Source organism: Streptomyces sp. NPDC048142, from assembly GCF_043202835.1.
Classification (GTDB): Bacteria; Actinomycetota; Actinomycetes; order Streptomycetales; family Streptomycetaceae; genus Streptomyces.
In genome coordinates this window covers 1-24,070 of sequence record NZ_JBIDBC010000020.1, presented here as the reverse complement: position 1 = coordinate 24,070, position 24,070 = coordinate 1, and the positions used below count along the sequence as shown (strand labels likewise).

Here is a 24,070-nt window from a genome sequence, read left to right as displayed (position 1 = left end):
GCGGGGCTGTTTTTTCTGCTTCCGGTGGTGGCCGGGAGCGGAGCGGGACCGGGCCGGTGCGGGCCGGTCACGGCCGGGTCCCGGTGCCGGCGGGGGCCGGTCATGGCCGGGTCCCGGTGCCGGTGGGGGTGTGTTCGCTTTCGGTGGTGGCCGGGAGCGTGGCGGGACCGGGCCGGTGCGGGCCGGTCACGGCGGGGTCCCGGTGCCGGTGGGGGCCGGTCACGGCGGGGTCCCGGTGCCGGTGGGGGCCGGTCACGGCGGGGTCCCGGCGCCGGTGCGGGCCGGTGGTGGCCGGGTCCCGGTCCGGGTGGGGGCTGGTCATTGTGGGGTCCCGGTCCGGGTGGTGGGGGCTGGTCGTTGTGGGGTCCCGGTCCGGGGGGTGGGGGTGTTTTCGGTGAGGAAGGTGAGTACTGCTGGTTTCGGGGTGTCGCGCAGTGTTGTGACGAAGGTGGCGATGTGCAGGGTGCCGACGGTGAGGATGACCCAGTTGTCTTGGCGGGGGGGTGTCAGGGTGAGGGGTGTTGCGGTCATGAGCCCGGTTTTTCTGAGGCATTCGGTGGCGCCCCATACGCGTGTTGCCGCGGTGTCGATGTTCTCGCCGGTTTCTTTGGCGATGAGGGCGGCGAGTTCGGTGTGTTCGCCGAGGAGTCCGGCCCATTGGGTGGTGTCGCGGGTGTGGACTGTTTCGATGTCGCAGGCCACGGTCTGTGCGGCGGCGGTGGTGGTTGCTGCGAGGGTCACTCCGGGGATGTGGGCGGCGGAGATGCGGCGGCTGTCGGTGAGTTCGGGGCGTCCGTCGGGCCGGTAGCGGATTTCGGTGTTCTCGCCCAGTGCCCGCTGGACGGCGCGTGCGGTGGCCGCGCGCCGTTCGTTCCTGGTTTCCCCGGTGCCGGGGAGGCCGGGTTCGACGGCGATGCCGAGGCGGGTGCCGAGGATTTCTTCCAGGGCCCGTTCCAGGTAGGGGCCCAGGAGCGGGGCGGTCCATGGTCCGGTTCCGCCGGTTTTGCGGACGGCGTGGAGGGTGAGTCCTTCCCACCGTTCGACGACTGTGCCGTCGGGGGTGCGTACCGCGATGTCGTAGACGTAGGTGTCGCCGTCGTGGTGGCGTTCGGTGGCGCAGTAGCGTACTTCCGGCGGCAGGCTGTCGCCGGCGGCCATGGGGTGGAGCCGTTCGATGCCGGACGGCAGCAGGGTCGCGTCGGGGACGCAGACCTGGTTGCCGTGCATCAGGGCGTCGCGCATTCCCGGGTCGGCGAGCAGCAGGGTTTCGGGCAGGAACCCGGCGAACCAGCCGGCCGGTCCGGTGACTGTCACGTCGGCGTCGACGTGCCGGGCGGATGCCCGGTGGAAGCGGCGCAGCCGGTGGAAGCGGCCGCCCTGGAAGAGGATGTTGCCGTACAGGTCGGCGGCCGGGTCCAGCGGAGCCTGGGGGACGTCGGGGCGGGTCTGGTCGGGGGGTCCCTGGGGGATGGTGGTGGGGTGGTAGAGGAGCCGGGCCCGGAAGTGTTCGGCGGCGAAGCCGGTGTCCTGTGTGTGGATGGCGACGTCGACGGTGTCGGTGTCGGTGACGGTGGCCGCGATGCGGATGCGGGTGGTTCCCGCGGGCGGTACCACGATGGGCCGCAGGAACTGTGCTCCTTCGATGACGGGGATGTCGTTGCGTCCGGTGACCGCGGATGCCACCTGGACCATGGCTTCGATGCCGATCACGGCGGGCATCAGCATGTTGCCGTCCAGGAGGTGGTCGGGAAGGTAGAGATCGGTGCCGCTGTTCAGTTCGGCCTCGGTGACGAGTTCGACGCCGTGGTAGCGCACCAGGGGGGATCCGGTGAACCGCAGGAGCGGCAGTGGCGGGAGGTCACGGCGTACGGTGGTGATTCCTTCGGTGCGTCCGCTGATCACTGTGACGACGGGGGCGTCCGGGTCCGAGATGAGCCGCAGCAGGATCTCGACGCCCTGGTCGGGTGAGACCGGGGTGATGCCCTCGCGGGAGAGGGACTCCACGACGGAGAGTTTCTCGCCCATGCCGATTCCGGACCACACCGACCATTCCATGCACCGGGCGCGGCAGTTGGGGTTGTCGCGGGCGACGTTCTCGGTGAGGTCGGCGAGCCATTCGTTGGCGGTGGCGTAGTGGGCTTCGCCGCGCAGTCCTGACCGGCCGATGATGCTGCCGAAGGAGACGAGGAGTTTCAGGTTCTTCTCGCCGACGGTGTCCAGGACGGTGCGCAGCCCGTCGACCTTGGGGGCGAACGTGGTGTGGAAGTCGTCGATGCCGAGGCCGGTGAGGGAGGCGGGCTCGTTGCGGCCCGCTCCGTGCAGGACGGCGGTGACGGGGCCGAGTTCGGCGGTGAGCCGGGTGATGGCCGCGGCGGTGCGTACGGGGTCGGTGACGTCGGCGGCGGCGTAGCGTACTGTCGCTCCGCTGTCCTGCATGCGCCGCAGGTTCGTGGCGAGGTCTTCGTCCAGGGCGGGGTCGGAGCGGCCGATGACGGCCAGTTTGACGCCGGTCTGCCGGGCGATGGCCAGGGCGCACTCGGCGGTGATGCCTTTGCCGCCGCCGGTGACGAGCAGGACGTCGGAGTCCTGCAGGATCTGGTCGGTGCGTGCGGCGCGGACCGGCAGGGCGCGGAGCACCGGGACGCGGCGGGTGTTGTTCCCGGTGAGGTGGACCTCGCTGAAGCGGGTGGTGGCGGCGACTTCCGCGGCCACCTGCTGTGCGGCGCCGTCGGCCGCGGGGGTGTGGACGATGGTGGTCCGCAGGTGCGGTGCCTCCAGGTGGAGGGTCTTGGCCAGTCCGGCCGCGCCCCGGCCGTGCTGCACCAGGACGAAGCGGCGTTCCCGGTCGCCGGTGAGGGCGGCCCTGGCGCCGTTCAGTGCGTGCTCGATCTGTTCGCGGGTGCAGGCGGGCGGCAGGCAGACCAGGACTCCGGAGCCGACCGCGGCGTTCTGAAGGGCGTTTCGCACGTCCTGGGCGAAGGGGTGGCCGGGGGTGGTGAACAGTTCCCAGGAGCCGTTGCCCGCGCCCGGTACGGGGGCGGGCAGCGGGATGTCGTCGAGGTCGACGGCGAAGGGGCGGGCCCATGGGGCGGCGCCGGCGACGACGGGTGCGGCGGCACCGGTGGTGCCCTGTGCCGTGTCGGCGAGGGTGGTGAGTGCCTCGGCCAGTTCGGTCATCGTCGCGGTGGCGAAGTTGGTCGGTATGTGGGCGGCGGTGAGGCCGAGCTGGAGGGCTGCCTGGTTGACGATCTGGCCGACGGTGATGGAGCTCATGTGCAGGTCGTCCAGGAGGCTGCTGTTCTCGTCGACGAGTTCGGGGGGCAGTTCCGCCCGCTCCGAGACCAGGGTGCGCAGCACGCCGAGCGCGGACTGCTGCGCCGGGCCGCCGCCCGGTGCGGTGCTGCTGCCGGCGTCCTCGGCGCCGGAGGTGCCGGAGGTGCCGGGGGCGCCGGAGGTGCTGGGGGTGCTGGGGGTGTTGCGGGGGGCGGGCGGGGTGATGTCGGGTGCCTGCTCGCAGGGGTTGGCCAGGAAGCTGAACTCGGCGCCGATCTCCAGCGGCCGGGTCAGCCGGTCGTTGAAGAGCCGTTCGTGGATGAGGGGGGCGCCCAGTACGTAGGCGGTGCCGGCGACCTGGAGCAGTCCGCGCAGGGACTCGTCGTCGGTGTTGAGGGCGAGTGCCGGGACGCCGGCGGTGGCTGCGGCCATGGCGGTGAGGACCCGGCCGGGGCCGACCTCGACGAACAGGTCGGCGTGGGGGGCGGCCGAGCGGAGCGCCTGGGTGAACAGGACCGGGGCGGTGATCTGCCGGCGCAGCAGCTCGGGCAGGTCGGTGTTGCTCTCCAGTTCGCCGCCGGTGACGGTGGATACGACCCGGCGGTTCACCTCGCCGGTGTCCGCGGTGGTGAGCCAGTGGCCGAAGGCGTCGGCGGCCCCAGCGACCAGGGGGGAGTGGAAGGCGTGCGAGACGGCGAGGCTGGTGCAGGTGACACCCGCCTGTGCGGCCCGCCGGGTGACAGCGGCGATGGCGTCCGCCGTTCCGGCGACGACGCTCTGGTGGGGGCCGTTGTAGCCGGAGATGACGACGGGCAGCTCCTTGATGAGGTCCCCGGCCTGCTCGGGGCCGGTGGCCAGCGAGAGCATGGTGCCCGAGGCGCTGTGCTCGGCCATGGCCGCTCCGCGGGCCCGGGCGGCCTCCAGCAGGGTGGCGGAGTCCAGGGCGCCCGCCCAGTGCAGGGCGCTGAGTTCGCCGAGGCTGTGGCCGACGGCGATGTGGGCCTCGATGCCCAGTGCGTCCAGGACGCGCAGTGCGGCGGTGGAGGCGGTGACGATGCGGGGCTGGGCCACGTCGGTGGCGACCGTGTCGCCGGCGGCCGGCAGTTCGGCCTGCCCGTACACGTCGGCGGCCTCGGTGAAGCGGCGGGCGAGCGCGCCGCCGCCGGTGGTGGTGCCCGAGCCCTGGCCGGGGAAGAGGAACCCGATGCGGGGGCTGTCGGCCGCCCGGCCCAGGACGGCACGGCCGTCGGGGGAGAGGGTGATGCCCTCGCCGGTGTCCGGTGTGCCGGCCAGCCGGCGCAGCCGCAGTTCGGCGTCCTGCGGGGAGGTGACCACGGCGGCCGCCCGGTGGGGCAGTTCGCGCAGTTCGCGCTGGAGGGTGGCGGCCAGGTCGGCGAGCTGGGCGTAGGAGAGTGTGCCGGCGAAATCGGCGACCCGGGTGAGGCGTTCCTTGAGGGCCTGGGGTGATTCGGCGTCCAGGAGCAGCAGTTCGGCGTCCTGGAGCGAGTTGGCCAGGGTGGTGGCGCGGCGGCCGGCGGGCCGGCGTTTCGCGGGGGCCGGCCTGTCGAGTACGACATGGGTGTTGATCCCGCCGAATCCCATGGCGGTGATCCCGGCGCGCAGCGGTGCGCCTTCGGGCCAGGCCTCCGCCCTGCGCAGGACCCGCAGGTTGGCCGACTCGTCGGTGAGCAGCTCGTGCGGGTCGACGCAGCCGATGGCCGGTGGCAGCATCGCGGCGTCCAGGGCCATCGTGGCCTTGATCAGTCCGGCGATCCCGGCGGCGGCCTTGGTGTGTCCGATCATGCCCTTGACGGAGCTGATGACGGCGCTGGGGGCGCTGGGGCCGGCCTGGGCGCGGGCGCCCATGATCGCTCTGAGCTCGGTCGCGTCGCCGACGGCGGTGCCGGTGCCGTGGCCCTCGAAGAGCGGGACAGTGTCGATGCCGAAGCCGGCCCGTTCGTAGGCGCGGGCCAGGGCGAGCTGATAGCCGCCGACCTCGGGGCGGGTGATGCCGCCCTGCCCGTCGGAGGACACGCCCCAGCCGGCGACCGACGCGTAGATACGGTGTCCGGCGGCCAGGGCGTCCTGTTCGCGCATCAGGACGACCATGCCGCAGCCCTCGCCGGGCCAGAACCCGTTGGAGCCGCGGTCGTAGAGCCGCATCTCGTTCTTGGCGAGCGCCCCGGTCTTGGCGAACCCGATGATCTCGAACGGGTCGATGGACAGGTCGACGCCCCCGGCGACAGCGACGTCGAGGTCGCCGTGCAGCAGCGAGGTGGCCGCGGTGGTGACCGACAGGAGCGAGGACGAGCACGCGCCGTCGACGGTGTATCCGCCGCCGTTGAGGTCGAAGTGGTTGCAGATCCGGCCGGCGATGGTGTTGGACAGGCCTCCCGCCAGAGTGTCCTCGTCGACGGCGGGGAACGGCTTCTTGTAGGAGTCCTCCACCCCTTCGAGGAATTCGCCCAGGCGCTCATCGCCCCAGTCCTGCCCCTTGAGGGCGTCGGCGAGCACCCGGCGTACGTAGGGCCAGCGCAGCCGCATCATGTTGGCGCGGGCGAACTCACCGGTGAGGGTGTTGCCGACGATCACACCGGTGCGCTCTGTGGGCAGCCCTTCCCCGGCCGGGAAACCCGCATCGGCCAGCGCCCGGGTGGCGGTGTCCAGGGCGAGCCAGTGCGTGAGGTCGGTGGAACGGTAGGTGCTGCCCGCGATGCGGTGGGCGATACGGTCGAACTCCCACCCCTCAAGGACGGCGGCGTTACGGCTGTAGAACGTGTCGGGGACCGTGGGGTCCGGGTCGTAGTAGTCCTCCAGACGCATCCGCACGTCGGGCAGCCGGCGAAAGGCACGCCGCCCGGCGACCGCGTTCTCCCACAGTTCGCGCGGAGTGGTGGCGTCGGGGTAACTGCACGACATCCCGACGATCGCGATCCGGCTCATCCCGCCACCGCCGCCTTCTTCTCCCGCGCCGCCGCCCTGAGGGACGCGCACCTGCCGTGGAAGCAGGTGCCGTCCCGGCACGGGTCACCGGTGCCGACCGCCGTGACCGCGGCCGCGGTCACGGGAGCGGGACCCGGGCCCGTAAAGGCCCCCGGCCCCCGTACAGCGCCGCCCTGCTCCCCGGCACCCGCCACGGCCCGCTGCGCCGGGGCCTGCTGCTCCCCGGCACCCGCCACGGCCCGCTGTGCCCCGGCACCCGCCACGGCCCGCTGTGCCCCGGCACCCGCCACGGCCTGCTGCGCCGGGGCCTGCTGCTCCCCGGCACCCGCCACGGCCCGCTGTGCCCCGGCACCCGCCACGGCCCGCTGTGCCCCGGCACCCGCCACGGCCTGCTGCGCCGGGGCCTGCTGCTCCACGGCTTGTTGTGCCGGGGTCTGTTGTGCCTGCCGGTCTGCCGCCGCACGCTGCTTGGCCAGGAAGTGCAGGCCCCACAGGTAGCCGCCGCGGATCAGGCAGACCAGGGCGGTGGCGAAGAAGATGCCGTACGCGATGCCCAGCCCGGTCAGCACCCCGTACATCGCGGCGACGCCGGCGCCGAAGGCGATCTGGGAGGAACGCTTGGAGGGCGAGGTGCCGGGGTCGGTGACCATGTAGTTCGTGAAGAGGATGAAGGCCACCCCGGTCATCATGCCCAGCGCCGCGGGGATGGAGGTCCCCATCACCAGGCCGCGGATGACCGCCTGGAGGGCGAACCCGGCCAGCCAGGCGCCGATCAGCCACATACGGCCCGTCAGCTTCGCGTTCAGCAGCGTCCCCAGGACCAGGATGATCGCCGGGAGGACCCAGTCGGCGGGACCGTACAGGTACTCGGTGAAGTGGTAGGGCGGGGCGATGCTCGCCCACGGGAAGAGCAGCAGGATCACCGTGATCCCGAAGTTCGACGGGTTCATGTAGTGCCGCATCCGCCCCTTGAGCGGGGCCCGCAGCACCCACTTGGTGCCGACGGCCACGATGACGCCGAACACCAGGACCCAGACGCGGTCATTGACGTAGGTGAGCATGTTCACCGCGAGACCGGTGATGTGCGCGGGGAAGAGGAACTCCACCATCCCCTTGGGTCCCCCGCCCGCGAAGCGCGGCGGGCGCTTCTCACCCCTGGCGCTGACCAGCTCCAGGCCGGTCTCCACCACGTAGGCGGTGAGGACCGCGATGAACGGCCACAGCCAGGGCTGCTCGAAGCCGAGGAAGGTGTACCCGGCGATGTTGAGGACCGAGATCGAGATCGCGAACCGGCGCAGCGCGGTGATGACCTTCACGTCGTGCCGGGGGGCGGCAGCCGTGTTCGCCTTGGTTTCGGGCACGGTCACTTCTCCTTCACGTCGGCGCCGAGTTCCAGCGAGTGCCGGCCGGGGTCCAGCCGGAGATCCTTGTTGTGCACCTGCCCGCCGCGGTCACGCCAGGTCAGACGGGTCCGCACCGGGCCCTCGGCCTCCTGGCCGAGGCCGATGTGCACGTCCTGGCTGCGCTTGCCGGAGTGGCCGCTGCCGCCGTCGACCCGCCCCAGGCGGATGCTGCCGTCGGACAGGGTCACGGTGACCTGCGCGCCGACCACGGGCGAACCGGCCCGGTCGGTGAGGCTGAGACGGAGGTAACCGCCGGTGTCCTGGCTCGTGTTGCTGTAGAAGACGGGGTCCTCCCACTGGCGTGCCACGACCATGTCGAGGCGGCCGTCGCCGTCGGCGTCGCCGGTGGCGATGCCCCGGCTGGGCACGGGCACGGCCAGGCCGAGCTGCTCGGACAGGTCGCTGTAGCTCTCGCCGTCCCTGTCCTGGACGAAGAAGCGCAGGTGCTGGTCGCCGGCGACGTCGTCGCCCTCCTCCACACGGGGCCAGAAGCGGGGGTGCTTGACCAGCGCGTCGTTGGCGGTGGCGAGCTCCTGGAGCTGGGCCCAGCGGTTGCGCTTGCCCTTCACGAAGCCGACGGCCTGGGCGATCTCCTGGATTCCGTCGTTGTCGAAGTCACCCATCTTCACGTCCCAGCCCCATCCGGACCAGGCCAGGTTCAGCGGTGCGCTCTCGTCCTTGTAGGGGGCGACGCCGTCGCGGAACGCGGTGCGCAGGCCGGCCTGGTCACGGGCCGTCGAGATGAACGCGAAGTTCGACTCCTGGATACCGAAGGACGTGGTGATGTTGGAGACGAAGGCGTCGTAGAGGCCGTCGTTGTCCAGGTCGCCGAAGTCGACGCCCATCCCCTTGAAGGAGCTGCGGCCGATCTCCTTGGACTTCGGAGTGGTCGCGGTGTGCCGGGCCTTGACCTCGCTGAACCTGAACTTTCCGGGGGTCGACCGGTTGTGGAGGAGGGCCGCGGTCCCGAAGTCGTGCGCCAGGTACATCTCCGGACGCATGTCCCCGTCCAGGTCGGTGGCCGAGACCGCCAGCGTCCAGCCCCGGTCGATGCCCTTGGGCAGGACGTTGTCGACCTGCTCGTAGCCGGAGGGGGTCCAGCGGAAGAAGTGGCCGCCGCCGCCGTTCTGGGCGTGGGACAGCGAGTCGTTCATCGTCACGCCGCCGTCCACGGTGTCGTCCAGGACGGGGCTGTCGGGAAAGTAGTTCCCGATGTAGATGTCGTTGTGCCCGTCCCCGTCGAAGTCCGCGACGGCAGCGGTGTTGGAGTTCCACAGCGGGCCGGTGTAGTCCTCGCCGCCGTCGCCGGGGACGAGCTCCACCGGCTCGAAGTGCTCCGCGCCCATGACCGTGGTGTCCTTGCCCGGCTCCCTCTTCGCCTGGAAGATCACCGGAGTACGGCCCCAGTAGTAGACGAGCAGGTCCATCGCCCCGTCCTCGTTGAAGTCACCGGGAACACAGCCCATCGGGGCCATGGTCCCGCTCCCGGGCAGCGGCGACATGCCCAGGGCGAACGGCGCGTACGACGGGCTCGTGCGGCCGGGCAGCGGTGCGGGGGTGACCACGGCCTGGTCGATCTGCGGGTCGGTGATGCACAGGTCGTTGGGCAGGCCGTCGCCGTCGATGTCGTTCATGGCGACGCCCGCACCGACCGAGGAGATCCACGCCTCGATGTGCTTGTAGGCCTTGTTGACCTTACGGACACTCTGTTTCGTGTATCCGGCCGGCATGGCTATCGCCATCGGCCTGAAGGCGAACTTCTCCGCCAGCTCCGCCTTATCGGCAGCGCTCGACTCGCCCGGCTTCACCGCATAAAAGGTCCCGACCATGAGAATGAGCGCGAGGACTCCGGGCGCCTGCTTCCGCAGCCAGGAAATCGGGTGTGTCATACCGGCACCTTTCTACGCGTGCGGAACGGAAGTGATCTCTGCGGCGATGCGCTGCCGCCAGATCTCGAATGCGGGAACCTCGCCGCCGTCGCAGCCGCCGGGCGCCGCGTCGGTGCACACCCGGGCCGCTTCCCCGGGAGTCCGGCCGCCGCACAGGACACGAGCGGCGACATGCGTGTGACCGGTCGTCGTACCCGCCCGCTCGCGTGCCTCGCAGGCGAACGCGGAACCCTGCGCCAGGTTCGGCCGGTACTCACCCGCGTGCTTGGCCAAGCGCCGCAGCTCGTCCTCGTCGGCGCTGCCCGCATAGGTGCAGGCGAGCCCGGCACCGGCGTACATGTCGCCGTGACGGTGGGCGGGATAGGCGTCGATGAGCTCGGCGACGACGTCCGGGTCGGTGCCGCCGACGAACCACAGGGCCCGGCCGATGCCCTGGTCGATGACCCGGGCACTGTAGGCGTCCGGCCCTCCCTTCCAGCTGAAGGGGCGCTCCGGGCCGGGGTCACGGACGTAGGCGTCGGTCCTGAAGTACGCCTGATGGAAGCCGTACCCGTCCAGGATCAGCCAGCGCAGCACCGGATCGGACGCGGTCACATCGGGCCACAGGAACCGCGGCAGCCTGGCCATCGCCCAGCCGACACCCACATGGACCATGTAGTGGTGGCGCCGCCCCGGGCCCTGAAGGATCCCGGCCAGCCGCTTGCCGCCGCCCGTCAGCGAGTCCAGCATGACCGCGCCCATGCCGGCACCCTCGTACGCGAAACCGCGGAAGTCCCGGGGAACCGTCTCCAGCCAGCCGGCCGCCTGGTCCGCGGAGCGTGCCTCGACCGCATAGGCGTAACCCTGGAGGAAGCTCGTCCCGACCGCTTCCAGCTGCTGCTTGGCCTCCGCGTTCTTGATGTGGAACCCGCGTGTTTCCAGTTGCGTTTCCCGGACATTCGGCGTGAGGACTCGGCGCCTCAGCGCACGCATCATGGACACCTGGAATACCGCCCCTCGATCCTTTGCCTGAATTTCCCGTTCGTTAGACGAAGATATTCGAAAGGGGTACCCGTACGGCTACTCCAGGAATGCTTGACGGGTATGCGTGGGAAGTTTTTCCCGCACCGTACGGCGCCACAATTCATAGGCCGGGACACCACCCGCCGCATCCGGCCCCGGCGCCGCGGCGTCGGCGAGCGCGGCCGCCGCCTCGACGGTGATCCCGGCCAGCGCGTGCAGCGCGGTCCGGGTGTGCTCGGGCACGGTGGCGGAGAAGTGGCGGGCCTTCGCCGCGAACACGGCGCCCTGCGCCACATGAGCGTGCAGCTCACCGGCCTCGGCACGCAGCGCGGCCAGTTCGACGGCCGTGGAGCAGCCCGCGAAGGCGGCGGCGAGTCCGACGCCCGCCCACAGATCCGGCGCACGCCCGGAGGCGAACCTGCGCACGGCGGCACTGACCTGCCCGACGTGCGCACCGTGGATGAACCACAGGGCCCGGCCGATGCCCTGGTCCACCGCCCGGCAGAAGTAGTCCGGGTGCCCGTCCCACGCGTAGGGGGTGTCCGGGCGCTGGCCGTCGACCCAGCGGGCGGGGTCGAAGTAGGCACGGTCGAAGCCGTACCCGTCGACCGCGAGCCAGCTCATCGGCGGGTAGAACTCCTCACCGTCGAGACCATCAGGCATGACCTTCCTCCACAACGGCCGGGGCAGCTTCGCCATAGCGAACCCGATACCGATGTAGTTGAGGAAGATGTGCCGCCGCCCCGCGCCCTCGAGGAGCGCCCGGGTGCGCCCGCCGCGGCCGGGCAGCGCGTCCCGGATGACCGACGCCATGGTCGCGCCCTCGTAGGCGAAGCCCTGCACCTGCGGGTCGACCAGCGACAGCCGGCGCTCGGTCTCCCACAGGTCCCTGGACTCGATACCCCACTCGAAGCCGGCCACCACGGCCTGCGGGATGGCCTCCAGCTGCCTGGTGGCAGCGGTCTCGGTCACGGGAAACCCGCGTCCGGCGAAGCTCACGTCACGCAGGGACGGAGCCATCAGAAGTCTGCGCACAGAGCCCATTGCCGTTGCCACGCGGCGCCTCCTCGGCCGGCCACCGGGAAAAGGGTGGCGGGAGCCTCATCGTCGGCCGGCGGCGCGGATCACGGCATCTTCGGAAATGCGCACACCCCCGCCGCGGCCGCGGCAGGGGCGTGCGGCGCCGCCGGACCGCCCAGGGCACGACCGGATACCACGGGATGATCCCCCGGGCGCGCGAGCGGCCTGACGCCCCGGTACAGGACGGTGAACCCGCCCGCGGCGAGCAAAGTCACCGCGCTCACGGCCCCCGCCCCGCCCCGCCCGGCCCGGCCCGGCCAGGCCGCCGGCGAAGCAGGCCACCAGGAAGAAGAGCACCGCGATGACCACCACGTCGCCGCCCGGCCGCAGCACGAACGCCCCACCCGTGCAAAGGGGGTTGCCGCTCCCGGCCGCGTCACGCAGGCGCCGGCGGAAGGGCGGATACGGCCGCCCGGTGAGGAAACCGCCGGCCAGGACACCCCTGAACACCGTCCGGGCGTACGGGAAACGGCGGGCCGGACCCGCGAACGGATCACGGCCCGCACGGCTGTTCACGCCCCCGGGCATCGGAGCGAGCGTGCCGCACACCGCGATGTCGTACGCGGTGAGGGTCCCGGCGGGACCCGGGGCGCAGGGCGGCCGACCGGCGCCCCGGCGGGCCGGCCGAAGTGAGCAAGACAGGAGTTGGTCACGGGCGGCGGACCCGGGAGCATGGACGGGGTCCGCCGTCCCGACGACAGACGAGGACCTGCCATGCCCCACATCACGGCCGGCGGCGACGAGCCCGGCATCCGCGGCCGGCGGCCCGCGGCCCGGACACCGCCGCGCCGCTCAGCCGCCTCGCCACCGTGCCGCCGCAGCAGCCGGTCCCACCCGGGCCGCGGGGAACGCGAGCCGGCCGCCGCGTACGACTGCCCCCCGAACAGCGCCCCCTTGTTCTCTCCGCCGGAACGCAGCGTGGCGGAGAGCCGCACCATCCGGGCAGGGCTGCGGCACGGGCCGCCACCCGGACATCCCCGGCGTCTCAGCCCGCGCGGACGGAGGCTGAGGCAGGTACCTGCTCGGCGTACGGCTCCAGGGCCAGCCGCAGGGCCTCGGGCACCCTCGTGGGCCGGGTGTCGCCGTTGGGGCCGCGCATGCACGCCACCCGCTGCCGGCCACGCGCCACCAGCTTCTCGGTGTCCTGGTGCAGGCGCACGTAGTCGAAGGTGAAGACGATCTGCGTCTGGGTCAGCTCCTCCAGGCGCATCCGGATGGAGAGCTGGTCGAACGCGGTGATCTCGGCGAAGAACTCGCAGCTCACCGAGACGGTGAACAGCTTCAGGTCGTCGCGGATGTCGTCAAGCACTTCGGGGGCCATGTCCAGCAGGAACATCTCCCGGCACCGGCCCTGCCAGCGCACGTAGTTGACGTAGTAGACGTTGCCGACCAGATTGGTCTCCTCGAATCCGACGAGATGGCGCAGTTCGTAGAAGGGCCGCACGTCGGCCATCAGCGTTTCCTTTCCTTCGTCATCAGGGCAGGCGGCCACCGGTCACGCCTGTTCGTTCCGGCGCGGGATCCCGGCGGCGGCGCCCCGTACGGGCCCCGCCGCCGGGAGGCCCCCTGCCCCCGCCGGTGTGGTGACCGGCGGGGCACCGCGCGAAGACCGGTGAACGGCACGACCGGATCCGTCACCAGGCCCGGTCCGCATCAGGGGGAAGGGACCCCACAGATACGATTGAGGATCGCCCGGCGGTCGGCATCTCCCGGCTTGCTGAGGGATCCCGGGGCCCGGACACCGCGCAGCACAGAGCGCAGTCCGGCGGGAGCCGGAGCACTCCCGAAGCGGCACACCGCCAAGAAGGGGGAGCGCACTGTGAAGGACGGAAGACGACAACCGCCCCGCGGTCTCCCTGTTCCATCGGGCGACTTCCGTCAGTACGCAGCACCGGCGCCGGCGGCACCGCGGGGTGCCCCGGCCGAGCGGGGAGGCTTCATGAGTCGAACGGGCGCGCGCCCCAGAGTGCTCGTCGTGGGGGCCGGTCTCGCCGGCACCGCAACGGCGATCCGGCTGCTCCACTTCGCGCGAAGACCACTGCAGATCGTGCTGCTGGAGCGGCGCCCCGACTACCGCTGCGCGGGAGTCGCCTACCACCGTGACGGCAACCCCTGGGACCACGTCTTCAACATCCAGGCCGGCCGCATGTCCGTGTTCCGGGAGGACGTCCTCGACTTCATCCGCTGGGCCAACCAGGAGGCCGACCGCCGGGACTGGCCGCGGCACTGGGCCGCACGGGAGTTCACCGAGCAGGGCCCGGCGCCCCGCCGCATCTTCCAGGACTACCTCCAGGACCGGCTGGCCGAGGCCACAAGGGAGTCCTGCCCCGGCGTGGACCTCGTCGAGGCGGACGGTGAGGCGCTCGACATGGACGCCTGTGACCGGGGCCTGGAGGTGACGGTGGGCCACCTGCGCGCGAACGGCCTCGAACGCCTGCGTCCCGGGCCGCTCCCGGACACGCAGGTGCTCGGCACGGACCACGCAGTCCTCGCCACCGGCCTCGAACTCAAGGACCCGCCCTTCGCCGCAGAGGTCGCCGGGCACCCCCGCTTCGTACGCAACCCGTACTCCGCGGCCGGAGTCCGCACCCTCGCCCGGCTTCCGTCCGACGCCACCGTCGCCGTCGTCGGATCCGCGCTGAGCGCCTACGACTCGGCGGGCATGCTGCTGCGCAACGGTCACACCGGGCGGATCCGCCTCATCTCCAGGACCGGAACGGTCTTTCGCACCTACCCCGCCGCCCATGAGCACGGCGTGCTGCGGCTGCCCCGCCCCGACCCCCTGCTGGAGCCCTACCGCAACCGTGAGGAATTCCTGGCCAGGGCCGTGGCCGCATGGCGGACAGCGTGCTCGACGGTCCGGGAGGACCACCCAGGCATCGCCCCGGCGATCGTCTCCGAGTGCGTCGCCAAGGCCTGGGAGCCCTACCTCCCCGAGGCCGTCGAACGCATACCCACCAACGAACTGCGCAGCCTGCTCGACGAGTTCTCCACCACCATCGCGGCCTTACGCGTCGGCGCGGTGGAGCACACGATGGGGGTCATCGAACACGGGATGCGGCCACCGGACGGGCCGGTGGAACTGGTCCTGGGAAGGGTGCGGGCGATCACGCCCGCACCCTCCGGGCGGCTGCTGGTCTCTATCGCCGCACAGCACGGGAGGCACAGTCTCGAAGCCGACCTGGTGGTCTCCAACTTCGGCAGGGAGTCCGACTACGCCAAGGTCGTCCAGCCGCTCTGGCGCAACCTCCTGCGCAAGGGCATCGCGGCCCCCCACGAGCGCACCGGGCGCGGCCTGGAGGTCGACGCATGCGGAACACTGCTGGGCGCCGACGGGCGGCCGGCGGGCCCGGTCTCCACGGTCGGCGCGCTGCGGGAGGGGGACGAGATCGTCCGGCACGGCCGGGCCGGCGCGTTCACGTTCAACCTCGCCGCGATCAAGAACCACTCGGTATCCGTCGCGGCCCACGTGGTCGAGCAGCTGGAACTGCGGCAGGACGGCCTGAGCGACATCGCGGCCCGCCATCCCCACTACCGGAGCTATGCCAGCAATCCGGAGGAAGCGGTCCGGGCGGCCCTGGAGGAGTCTGTGGTACTGGAAGTGCGAAGGCTCGCGACGCGTCAGCGCGAGCAGAGAGAAGCACTCGACTCCCGGTTGAACGCGAGCCTTCCTTCCCCGGCCGGTCTTCCGGCACTTCCCAGGGATGTCGCCCGGCCCGACCGCCTGATGAGAGCAGTCGTCAACCGGGTCGCTGTGGAACGGCTCAACGACGTCTCCGTGACGCCACGGCAGCTGCGTCGGCAACTGGGGATCGGGAACGTCGAGAACCTGGAGGGCTAGTTGAACGGGAACGGGCGGCGGATCGCGGGGGTCCTTCTGGCCGGCGGCACCGAGAGCGTGCTGCACGGCATCTGCAACCGGACGAGAAGCCCACGCGAGGGAACCATCCTCATCACCCCTTCCCTCGAAGCCGGACTGTACGACGCCATCGTCGCCGCGCGCGCCGTGGTCTGCGGCTCCGGCGGGGCGACCGGTCACCTGCAGTCCCTGTGCCGCGGCAGAGGGATACCCGTGCTCCGCGTCGAGGAGGCGGACCTCGCCGATCTGGTCGGCGAGGTGACGCTGCACCTGGAGAGCGCCTCGATCGTCCTGGGACCGGAGCCGGCCGCCAGGTCCGCGGCCGGGGGAACCGTCCTGGACGGAATCGGCTCGGCGTGCGCGGTCATCGCGGACCTGCAGGACATCACCACCATCAACGCCTCCGGGCCGAACGCCGCACGCGTCGAGTCCTTCTTCATCCGCGAGGAGTTCCTCTGCCTCGCACTGGGCCTGAGCCCGCTCGACGCCCTGGCCGGCGGCCCCGCCGGCGTCACCGCCTACGGACAGGCCGTCGGAGGCAGGCTCTGCGGCTTCGTCGAGGCGCTCCTGCCCGGCCAGCGACTGGTCCTGCGGATGCTCGACCTGCGCTCCGACCACGCGGCCGGCGTCACCGAGACCACCCCGGTCGCGGTCGAGCCGAACCCCGAGATGGGCCTGCACGGCGCACGCTGGCTGCTCGGCTCCGCCGCCTACCGCGACGCCCTGCACGCCGTGCTGTCCACCCTGCGCAGACACCTCGGCGACGAAGCCGGCCGGGTGGGACTCTCCGTACCGTTCGTCAGCGACGAGACGGAGTTCTCCCGGCTCCGGGCACACCTGGACCTGCCGGACGGCGTTCCCCTGTCAGCGTTCATCGAGACGCCCTCCGCCGTACACGCCACCTCCGCGATGTGCGCCGCGGGCGCCAGCGAACTGTTCGTCGGCATCAAGGACCTGGTGCAGTTCTATCTCGCCGCGGACCGGGGCAACCACCTGGTCGCCGACTCCTACCGCACCCGCCACCCGGCTGTCCTGGACGGGGTGCGCAGGGTCGTGGAGGCCGCCCGCGCCGCAGGCACCCCGGTACGGGTCTTCTCCCTGGCATCCGACCTCGGCCACTACCTCGAGAACCTGCCGGCCCCCGACGGCTACATGATGTGCACCGCCGAACTCCAGCAGCTGCTCCTGGAGCCCCGCACACGGACCTGACCCGCCGCACCGGGCCCGCATCCCCCGCAACACTGTTGTCCCGCGCCGCCGGCAGCGGCACGGGACAACAGTGTCGCCGGGGCGGCCGGCTCCGTGGCGCTGACACGCGCCGGGAAAAAAAAGGGGGGCGGCCCGGAACAGGGACGCCGGCCGTGCGGCCGGGACGGCGGAGGCAGGGGAGGGCCACCGCCCCGGCCGCGGGCCCGGACACGGTCCTGGGGCGGGCGCGGGGGAGCGCAGCCCGCCCCAGGAGTCATCGGCCCGGCCACGGGGCTTTCGCCCCGGGCGGGAACACACGCTGCCCTCCGCCGGGACTGTCCGCGGCCGGGACTGTGCGTTACTTACGGGTGAGCAGGGGGAGCTGCCGTCGCACGCCGGCCCGGCCGGCGGTGCTGCCGTCGGGGGTGGGGGCGCCGTAGGTGACGTCGATGCCGCGCTCGCGGGCCGCTCGGACGATCCCGGGAACGGCCCGTTCGGCGAGCGCGGAGATGGTGAGCGCGGGATTGACGGTGAGAGCGCCCGGAACCGCAGAGCCGTCCGTCACGAAGATGCCGGGGTGGCCGCGCAGTTCGTGCCGGTCGTCCAGGGCGGAGGTGTGCGGGTCGTCGCCGATGCGGCAGGACGCGAGAGGGTGGACGGTGTAGGCGCCCACCACATCATTGGTCCAGGGCGTCACGCGGGACAGCCCGTCACGTTCCAGGATGTCCTTGACGACCGCGTCGGATTCCTCCCAGCCGCGCAGGGTGTTGGCGCTGGGCCGGTAGGAGATCGGGCCCCGGCCGAGCATCTGCTGCGAGATCCGCACGGCGTTCCCGGTCGGCGGGGGCGGTCCGAAGACGCCTTCGTTGTCGTCCTCGACCATCGTGAAGATGGTCAGCCAGGAGCGCCAGCGCCGGACCATCTCGGTCTTCTCCGCGCCGAACCAGCTGGGCTTCGCGGCGCCGGGGACCTGGGCGAGGATGGTGCCGAAGCCCGGCGGGAAGTAGAGCTGTTCGAGGGAGAACCGGGAGTGTTCGGGAAGGCTGCCGTCGAGGTTGTCCCAGCTCGCCACGACCGGTCCCTTGCCGATCTGGTTGGCGAGGTAGGCGATGTCGTCGCCGCGGTCCAGCCCCAGCAGGTCGCGGGCGCGTTCCTCGTTGATCACCGCGTTGTTGAGCCGCTCGCCGTTGCCGGAGAAGTAGCGTCCGACGGCGTGCGGCATCCCGCCGAGGTCGGCGGCGGAGCGCTGCAGGATGACCGGGGTGGCGCCTGCTCCCGCGGCCAGGATGACGATCTTGGCGTCGATGACACCGCTGCCGTTGCTCAGGCGGTAGTCCGTGTCATCGATGGTGTTGTAGTGGACGCGGTAGCCGCCGTTCCCGGTGCGGGTGAGCTTCTGCACCTCGTGCAGCGGCCTGATCTCGGCCCCGTGGGCACGCGCGGCGGGGAGGTAGTTCAGCAGGAGCGAGCGTTTCGCGTCGAACCGGCAGCCGGCCATCATCCAGTTGCAGTTCGTGCACTTGGAGTTGTCCACCGCGGTGGGTACGGGATTGGCGGTCCGGCCGGCGTGGTCGCAGGCCGCGGCGAAGAGACCGCCGGCGTAGCTGACGTCCTCCCAGCTCTGGGTGGTCACGGGCAGCGCCTCGCTGACCACGTCGTACCAGGGGTCGAGGGCATCGCGGCTGATGGCGGCCGGCCACATGCGGCGCCCGATGCTTCCGGTGCGGTCGAAGACGAAGCGGGGTGCGCGGGGCATCGCGGCGAAGTAGACGACACTGCCTCCGCCGACACAGTTGCCGCCGAGCAGGCTCATGCCGTCCCCGACGGTGAAATCAAAGATCCGTGTATAGGAGGAACCCAGGAGGAAGTCGTGCTCGAAGTCGTCCGACTCCAGCCAGGGGCCCCTCTCCAGCATGGTGACCTTCGCACCGCCCGCGGCGAGGTGGTACGCGGTGATGGATCCGCCGAATCCGCTTCCCACGATCAGCACATCGGTCTGCTCGGTCGCGTTCACGCCAGGCTCCCGGAGGGTGTGGTGTCGGGGTGGAGACGGGCAAGAGGGCGGCCGTAGGAGAATTCCGAGAAGCGCCACTGCCCGTCCTCGGAGGGGGGTGCGAAGCCCAGGGCGGCCAGGCCCGGGTGCCCGGCGGCGATCGCCTCGGCGGTGTGCAGATGGGCGCCGGTGTCGAAGGCCATGTTGCTGAACAGGGCAAGACTGACCCAGATATCGCGTTCGGGGTGCCCGGGAGCGGTCAGGACGGTCACCAGGTGCGTCCGCTCGGTGTAGGACAGGGCCACGAAGGGCGGCACCGAGTCGTCCGGTTGCGCGGCGGCGTACAGCCGGGCATGGGCGTTGAGGGCATCGGCGAAGTCGTCCAGGGCATCCGACAGCCCGGTGGCGGGGGTCCGGAGCAGCTCCAGAGCGCCTGCCTCCACCGCGCCGGGACCCGGCACGACGCCGGCCACCGCCCGGTCCCCCTCATGCCGTTTCGCACCGGGGACTATGGTGTCGGCGAAGGCCTCCAACGTGCTGACTCTGTCCTGATCTGGCAGCGGTTGAATGGATGGCATTCCTTCTCCATTTCGACGCACAGGGCGGCATGGAATCGGCTGCGACTCATGTCGAGAACCTCTCCGCACAGATCCTCCGCCGCGGAGATGGGCCAGGCATCTCCGTCATTGCTGTCGTCGGCCCGCCGAAAAAGATCTGCATATGCCCATGGGCTGTGCACGGCAAACATCGGCGGCGTGACTGTCCGGACCTTTCTCCGCCGTTAATGAGGTCCGCCCAGTGCCGATCGATTTCGCTTCGCGCCGAACACCCGATACGCGGATGTGACCGACCGGTATCGGCGCCGGAACGAAGTGCACAGTGCACAGTGCACAGTGCACTGTGTGCAGAGCCGGGGGTGATAGAGGCCGCCGGACGGCCCGGTACGCGTCAGGCGGAGCAAGCTCCCGGATCGAAGACACCGGGCACGGGCGGCACGGTTCGATGCGAATGCGCAGCCCGTTCCACCGCTCCCGTGAATTCCACCGGACCACCGGGATCCCGCAGAAAACCTTTTCCGTCCGCACGGCGAATACAGGAAGCCGTTCGGCTCCTCCCGGTCACCGGCACGACGGCCACGGACACCGGCTGCCCGGTTCCCGGACGGCCTGGACCGTCCGGGACGCGGAACATGCCGCCGGGGGCCCGTCACCTACCGCGTGACCTGCGGGTTCTCCGGCTCGTTGCCGCTGCCGGCGACCTCGGCTGCCCCGCGTGCCGCCGAGGACCGGAACCCGGGTGCGGAAGCCGCACCACGGAAAAAAACGGCCTCCGGCAGGGCGGCGCGAGCCGTGTCCGCCCAAGAGGTCCGGGGATTCTCGCCATCTGCCCTCCGAGGGACTCGGAGGGCAGGATTTCGTCTTCGGGCCCAAGGGAGCGGCACGACCTCCCCGTATTTCCGAACCGCCCGGCAGCACCGGAGCCGCCGCACCATTTTCCAGCGGCCCGGCCGAACTCCTGACGCATGACGGCGGACCGCGCGTGCCAGGTGTGCGCGTACGCGGAACGACTGCGGGAACGGCTGTATTCGGAAAGCCCGCCGGCCACCGGGCGTGCGTTCTCAGCCGTTCTCAGCCGTTCGCGGCGGAGAGAACCCCGGGCCGCATTCCTGCGGGCGGCCGAGCGCCATCAGGCCAGGCCCGGCCGATTCGCAAGGAGCGCTCACCCGTGTCCCGCGACCCGGAGATCCCGGAAGGCGGAGCGGAAATGCTGATGTGTATGTCCGGCGTACGGAGACCACGCGAGGGACCCGGCGATCCACCGGACCGGAAACGTGAATGCGCGAAGCACCGGAACCGCCCCTGTCTGCCGGACGCCGGCGGAAAGCACATGCCCGGCACCGGCCGGCGCCACGACCCCCCCGGCGGGGCCCGCCCGGTCTCCCGCCGGAGCCCCGAGGCCCGCCGAAGACGCCCCGGCCGCCCCCGCCGCCCGGCCGGAGCCCGCCGGCCGCGGCGAGAGGCAGCCCTCGGCGGGTGCCGGGCCGCGGCACCGGCACCGGAAGGCCGCCCAGCCGCCCGGCCGCCCATCCGGCACGAGCGCCCCCCGGCAGACGGGCCCCCGCGCACAGGAGCCGCCCGGACCGGCCGCGCGGCCACGCAGGCCACGGGGCGGCGCACCGAAGGCCACGGGCCTGGGGCCGCACACCACGGAGAGCGGCCCCAGGCCCGTGGAGGCGGCGTTCACCGGGGCGCCGCCCTGCCGCGACCCGCGCCCGGAGAAGAGGTGCCGGGCCACCGGACGGCGGCGGATCCGGCGCGTTCGCCCGGGACGCGGGGCAAGCCGGCGGCGCACGTACGGGTACGGCGGACGCTGCGGCGGGGCCGGCGCCCCGCCGCAGCGCCGGATCATCCGACGGCCCGGACGATGTCCGCCTCGAACGCCTCCGACCGCACGCGCTGCAGCGCCACCAGTATCGGGGGATCGAGCGTTCGCATACCCCGCAGCCGGAAATCGGTCGGGCCGACCGGCGTATCCCGGCGCATTTCCAGAGGACCGAGGGAGCCCACGTGAACCGCCTGGTCCTCCGTCAGGGCTTCGCAGGCATGTCCTGGAACTGAATGCCCCAACAAAAACCACGTCCCAGCCGGAACCCCGGTGATTTCAAAATGACCAGGGAAATGGAGGACGGTGCAGCTCACCGGCTTTCCCTCGGGCACCCGGGTGGGGAAAAGCCCAAGAAATATCAGCCCCAGATCCGCACCTTCGGGCGCCGTGACCGACCCGTACACCACCCCTCCGGAATCCAGCTTTCCGGAAGATTTTACCGAACCGACGAACCCATTGAACCGCCGATAGGCAGAAGGCGCTATGCCGACGCTGCCGGAAAATCGTGAGCTGAAGGTTCCCACACTGCTGTACCCGACCATATGGCTGATAGTGGTGACCGTGAGATCGGTCGTCAGCAGCAGCCTCTTCGCCTCTCGGATGCGCATCGCTGACAGGAAACGCCCTGGTGAGACGCCTGTCACCCTCTGGAATTCACGGGAGAAATGAAACTTGCTGTACATGGCGAACCCGGCTATATCATCAATGCTCAGCGGTTCCGAGAGGTTCTCTCGCATGATCTCTATGGACCGCTCGACGGCATCGATAATGGTAGGCACCACGCGTTTACCGCTCTCCATTTACCCTCCCAGGGCAGTGAGAAGGCGATCAGGTCGATTGAATTCGAGGTCATGGGACCACCGAACGAAGGGCGACCTAGAACGCTCACAGCGGAAAGGAACATAGCAGTATGCCTCGCATCTGAACAAGCATACTTTTTATGTTTCGAATGCATACGCCATGGGAATATGTGACCGACCGTCACCGTGCCTTGGAACAGCAACATCGGAGATGTTGCGGGCCACTCCTTCATGGACTATCGACACAACCAATTCGCCCGCAGAACAATCCTTCCCGACTTATCCGTCCGTACGGCGGGAACTGCTATGGCGGACGGCGGCCACGGGCACCGCAGGGTTCCCCGGTCCGGGCCGCGACACCCTTCGGTGATCCACCAAAATCCCCGGCCGGCAGCCTCCGCGCGCCCCGTCACGAGCACCCGGCGGCGGCCCGCGACCGCATCGGCACGGTCCAGGGGGACGGACAACACCCTTACGGTGCGGCCGACTTGGAGCAGGCCGTGCCGCACCGCGCCGGGATGCCGCACCGCCGGCGGCACGGCGGCCGGTCCGCGAGCCGCCCCGCGCGGCCGCCGGCCCCGCGAAGCCCGGCTCCCCGGGCGCGGTGACGAGCGGCAGGCGCCACGACGCCTCGGTACCGCTCACACCGCGTCACCCGCCCGGCGCGGGCCCGGCCGCCGGCAGGCCGGGCGGAACTTCGGGCCCAGGACCGCGACAGCGCGGATGCCGTCGATGCCGTCGATGCCGGGGAGGTGTGCGCCGCACGGGCCGGGGCACCTGCTGATCAACTCCGCCCCGTGGACCGCGAGCAGCTGATCCCCACGGACGCTGCCGCCGTCACGGTTCGCACCGGCGGGAGCCCGGTATCGCGGAGGCGGACTCTGCGCAGGCGCGTCCGGTTCTCCGGAGTGAGCCGCTGGGCGATTTCGGAGACGGGCGCCTTGCGATACCGCACACAGTTCACCCGCGGGCCCGTAGTGCGAGCTCGAAGAGACCGGATCCGATGTGAGCGGGGCCGGATTCGCCACGCCCTTCTCGGTCACCTTGGCGGATTTACTGTAGTTCCACAGCGCGCTTTGTGCGTTCTGTCATCCATGAACTGCGATGCTATGCCGCACAACTGGCTTCGACTTCCTCGACGATGCGGTTCTCGACCGGCTTCCGAACCAGGTCCATAGCTGTCCGGGTGAGCACCGGGAGAGAAGGACCGGACGACGGACTGCCACACACTGGGTGCCGGAGCATATCCGCAACGAGTGGAGGGAATTCCCCATGGCGAAGCAGAGGGACGTCCTGGCAGATCTGGTCGAGGAAGGAGACGAGATCGATGCCCTGGTCGCGGAGTTGGGCGATGCCGAGTGGGACACGCCGACCCCCGCCGAGGGATGGACGATAGCCCATCAGATCGCACATCTGACCATGGTCTTCGAGCTGGCGGAGAAGGCCGCCGCCGACGCCCCGGCCTTCGAGGCCAAGGTCGCCGGGCTCGGCCCGTCCTTCGACGCGGCGGTCCAGCAGGGGCTCTCCCCCTACCTGGCGGACGGCCCCGCCCGGCTGCTGGAGCGCTGGCGGACCCAGCGCGGCGCCACCGAGCAGGCGCTGTCCGCCATCGCGCCGGGGCAGATCGTGCCGTGGCTGGTGCGTCCCATCCCCGCCGCGGTACTCACCGCGGCGGGGATGATGGAGACGTTCGCGCACGGCCAGGACGTGGCGGACACCCTGGGCGTGCGGCGGACGTTCACCGACCGGATCCTCCACATCGCCGAATTCACCGTCGCCACCTGGGATTTCGGCTATCAGTCGCGAGAGCTGACCGCGCCGCCGACCGGGTTCCGCTTCCGGCTGACGGCACCCTCGGGGGAAGTGTGGGAGATGGGGCCCGCAGGGGCGCGCGAGCTCGTCGAGGGCCCCGCGGTCGACCTGTGCCTGCTCGCCACCCGGCGGCGCCACCGTGTGGACCTGGCCCTGACCGCCACCGGCCCCGAGAGCGACCGGTGGCTCGACATCGCCCAGGCGTACCGCGGCCCGGCGGGCCCCGGCCGCCGCCCGGGACAGTTCACCGAAGTGCCCGGATAGCCCGACGGAGGCGGTGACGGAGGCGGATAAAAAGGGGGCCGGGGGGGCGGGGGGGGGGGCCCCCCGCCCCCCCCCCCCCCCGGGGCGCGCGGGCCAATTTTACGCGGGTTGGGTTGTGGGGGGGGCGGGCCCCCCCCAGACCCCAAGACGCCAAAACACCCCGCCCCCGCGGCGCGCAC

At 71.3% G+C, this 24,070-nt stretch carries 12 protein-coding genes and 1 pseudogene; 3 read left to right on the top strand and 10 right to left on the bottom strand.

What is annotated here, in order from left to right; all coding sequences use genetic code 11:
* Positions 1-100: 100 nt before the first annotated feature.
* From ACGF2Y_RS23510 to ACGF2Y_RS23480, 7 genes and pseudogenes are all read right to left on the bottom strand, one after another.
* A complete protein-coding gene (locus ACGF2Y_RS23510; protein ID WP_392950736.1) occupies positions 101-322 on the bottom strand; it encodes a hypothetical protein in 222 nt (73 codons plus the stop codon).
* Positions 319-6,216 carry an SDR family NAD(P)-dependent oxidoreductase gene (locus ACGF2Y_RS23505; protein WP_392950734.1) on the bottom strand — a complete coding sequence of 1,966 codons (5,898 nt, stop codon included), beginning with the start codon at positions 6,214-6,216 and terminating at the stop codon, positions 319-321. The genes ACGF2Y_RS23510 and ACGF2Y_RS23505 overlap by 4 nt, the downstream gene beginning before the upstream one ends.
* Before the next feature lie 484 nt (positions 6,217-6,700).
* Positions 6,701-7,583 (bottom strand): annotated as a pseudogene (locus ACGF2Y_RS23500) (enediyne biosynthesis protein); the annotation flags it as partial.
* A complete protein-coding gene (locus ACGF2Y_RS23495) occupies positions 7,580-9,508 on the bottom strand; it encodes a CRTAC1 family protein (protein WP_392950731.1) in 1,929 nt (642 codons plus the stop codon). The pseudogene ACGF2Y_RS23500 and the gene ACGF2Y_RS23495, both read right to left, overlap by 4 nt.
* A gap of 12 nt (positions 9,509-9,520) precedes the next feature.
* Positions 9,521-10,489 (bottom strand): DUF1702 family protein, encoded by a 969-nt coding sequence (locus tag ACGF2Y_RS23490; RefSeq protein ID WP_392950728.1) that lies wholly within the window; start codon positions 10,487-10,489, stop codon positions 9,521-9,523.
* Between the two features lie 78 nt (positions 10,490-10,567).
* The gene (locus ACGF2Y_RS23485; protein WP_392950725.1) at positions 10,568-11,566 is read right to left on the bottom strand and encodes a DUF1702 family protein; all 999 of its coding nucleotides are present in this window, start codon (positions 11,564-11,566) and stop codon (positions 10,568-10,570) included.
* Between the two features lie 1,009 nt (positions 11,567-12,575).
* A complete protein-coding gene (locus ACGF2Y_RS23480; RefSeq protein ID WP_392950723.1) occupies positions 12,576-13,043 on the bottom strand; it encodes an acyl-CoA thioesterase in 468 nt (155 codons plus the stop codon).
* Between the two features lie 486 nt (positions 13,044-13,529).
* Here ACGF2Y_RS23480 and ACGF2Y_RS23475 point away from each other — a divergent pair, with 486 nt between their 5' ends.
* Complete coding sequence (locus tag ACGF2Y_RS23475; protein WP_392950720.1) at positions 13,530-15,431, top strand: FAD/NAD(P)-binding protein; 1,902 nt, start codon at positions 13,530-13,532, stop codon at positions 15,429-15,431.
* A complete protein-coding gene (locus ACGF2Y_RS23470) occupies positions 15,432-16,658 on the top strand; it encodes a putative PEP-binding protein (protein WP_392950717.1) in 1,227 nt (408 codons plus the stop codon).
* Between the two features lie 337 nt (positions 16,659-16,995).
* On the opposite strand, the gene ACGF2Y_RS23465 is transcribed toward ACGF2Y_RS23470, so the two are convergent.
* The 3 genes from ACGF2Y_RS23465 to ACGF2Y_RS23455 all read right to left on the bottom strand — a co-directional run bounded on the left by ACGF2Y_RS23465 (position 16,996) and on the right by ACGF2Y_RS23455 (position 21,752).
* On the bottom strand, positions 16,996-18,651 hold the full coding sequence (locus ACGF2Y_RS23465; RefSeq protein ID WP_392950714.1) for an FAD-dependent oxidoreductase: 1,656 nt from the start codon (positions 18,649-18,651) through the stop codon (positions 16,996-16,998).
* Positions 18,648-19,208, bottom strand: coding sequence for a DUF5987 family protein (locus ACGF2Y_RS23460; RefSeq protein ID WP_392950712.1), 561 nt, complete (start codon positions 19,206-19,208; stop codon positions 18,648-18,650). Before ACGF2Y_RS23460 ends, ACGF2Y_RS23465 begins: the two co-directional genes overlap by 4 nt.
* Positions 19,209-21,035: 1,827 nt before the next feature.
* On the bottom strand, positions 21,036-21,752 hold the full coding sequence (locus ACGF2Y_RS23455; protein WP_392951007.1) for a helix-turn-helix transcriptional regulator: 717 nt from the start codon (positions 21,750-21,752) through the stop codon (positions 21,036-21,038).
* 1,335 nt (positions 21,753-23,087) lie between these two features.
* On the opposite strand from ACGF2Y_RS23455, the gene ACGF2Y_RS23450 reads away from it, so the two are divergent.
* Positions 23,088-23,891 carry a TIGR03084 family metal-binding protein gene (locus ACGF2Y_RS23450; RefSeq protein WP_392950710.1) on the top strand — a complete coding sequence of 268 codons (804 nt, stop codon included), beginning with the start codon at positions 23,088-23,090 and terminating at the stop codon, positions 23,889-23,891.
* Positions 23,892-24,070 lie beyond the last annotated feature (179 nt).

Bases quoted from the DNA above. Each gene is read 5' to 3' on its own strand.
- ACGF2Y_RS23510 (WP_392950736.1), bottom strand. From the start codon at position 322: ATGACCAGCCCCCACCCGGACCGGGACCCGGCCACCACCGGCCCGCAC.
- ACGF2Y_RS23505 (WP_392950734.1), bottom strand. From the start codon at position 6,216: ATGAGCCGGATCGCGATCGTCGGGATGTCGTGCAGTTACCCCGACGCC.
- ACGF2Y_RS23495 (WP_392950731.1), bottom strand. From the start codon at position 9,508: ATGACACACCCGATTTCCTGGCTGCGGAAGCAGGCGCCCGGAGTCCTC.
- ACGF2Y_RS23480 (WP_392950723.1), bottom strand. From the start codon at position 13,043: ATGGCCGACGTGCGGCCCTTCTACGAACTGCGCCATCTCGTCGGATTC.
- ACGF2Y_RS23475 (WP_392950720.1), top strand. From the start codon at position 13,530: ATGAGTCGAACGGGCGCGCGCCCCAGAGTGCTCGTCGTGGGGGCCGGT.
- ACGF2Y_RS23460 (WP_392950712.1), bottom strand. From the start codon at position 19,208: ATGCCATCCATTCAACCGCTGCCAGATCAGGACAGAGTCAGCACGTTG.
- ACGF2Y_RS23455 (WP_392951007.1), bottom strand. From the start codon at position 21,752: ATGCGAGAGAACCTCTCGGAACCGCTGAGCATTGATGATATAGCCGGG.
- ACGF2Y_RS23450 (WP_392950710.1), top strand. From the start codon at position 23,088: ATGGCGAAGCAGAGGGACGTCCTGGCAGATCTGGTCGAGGAAGGAGAC.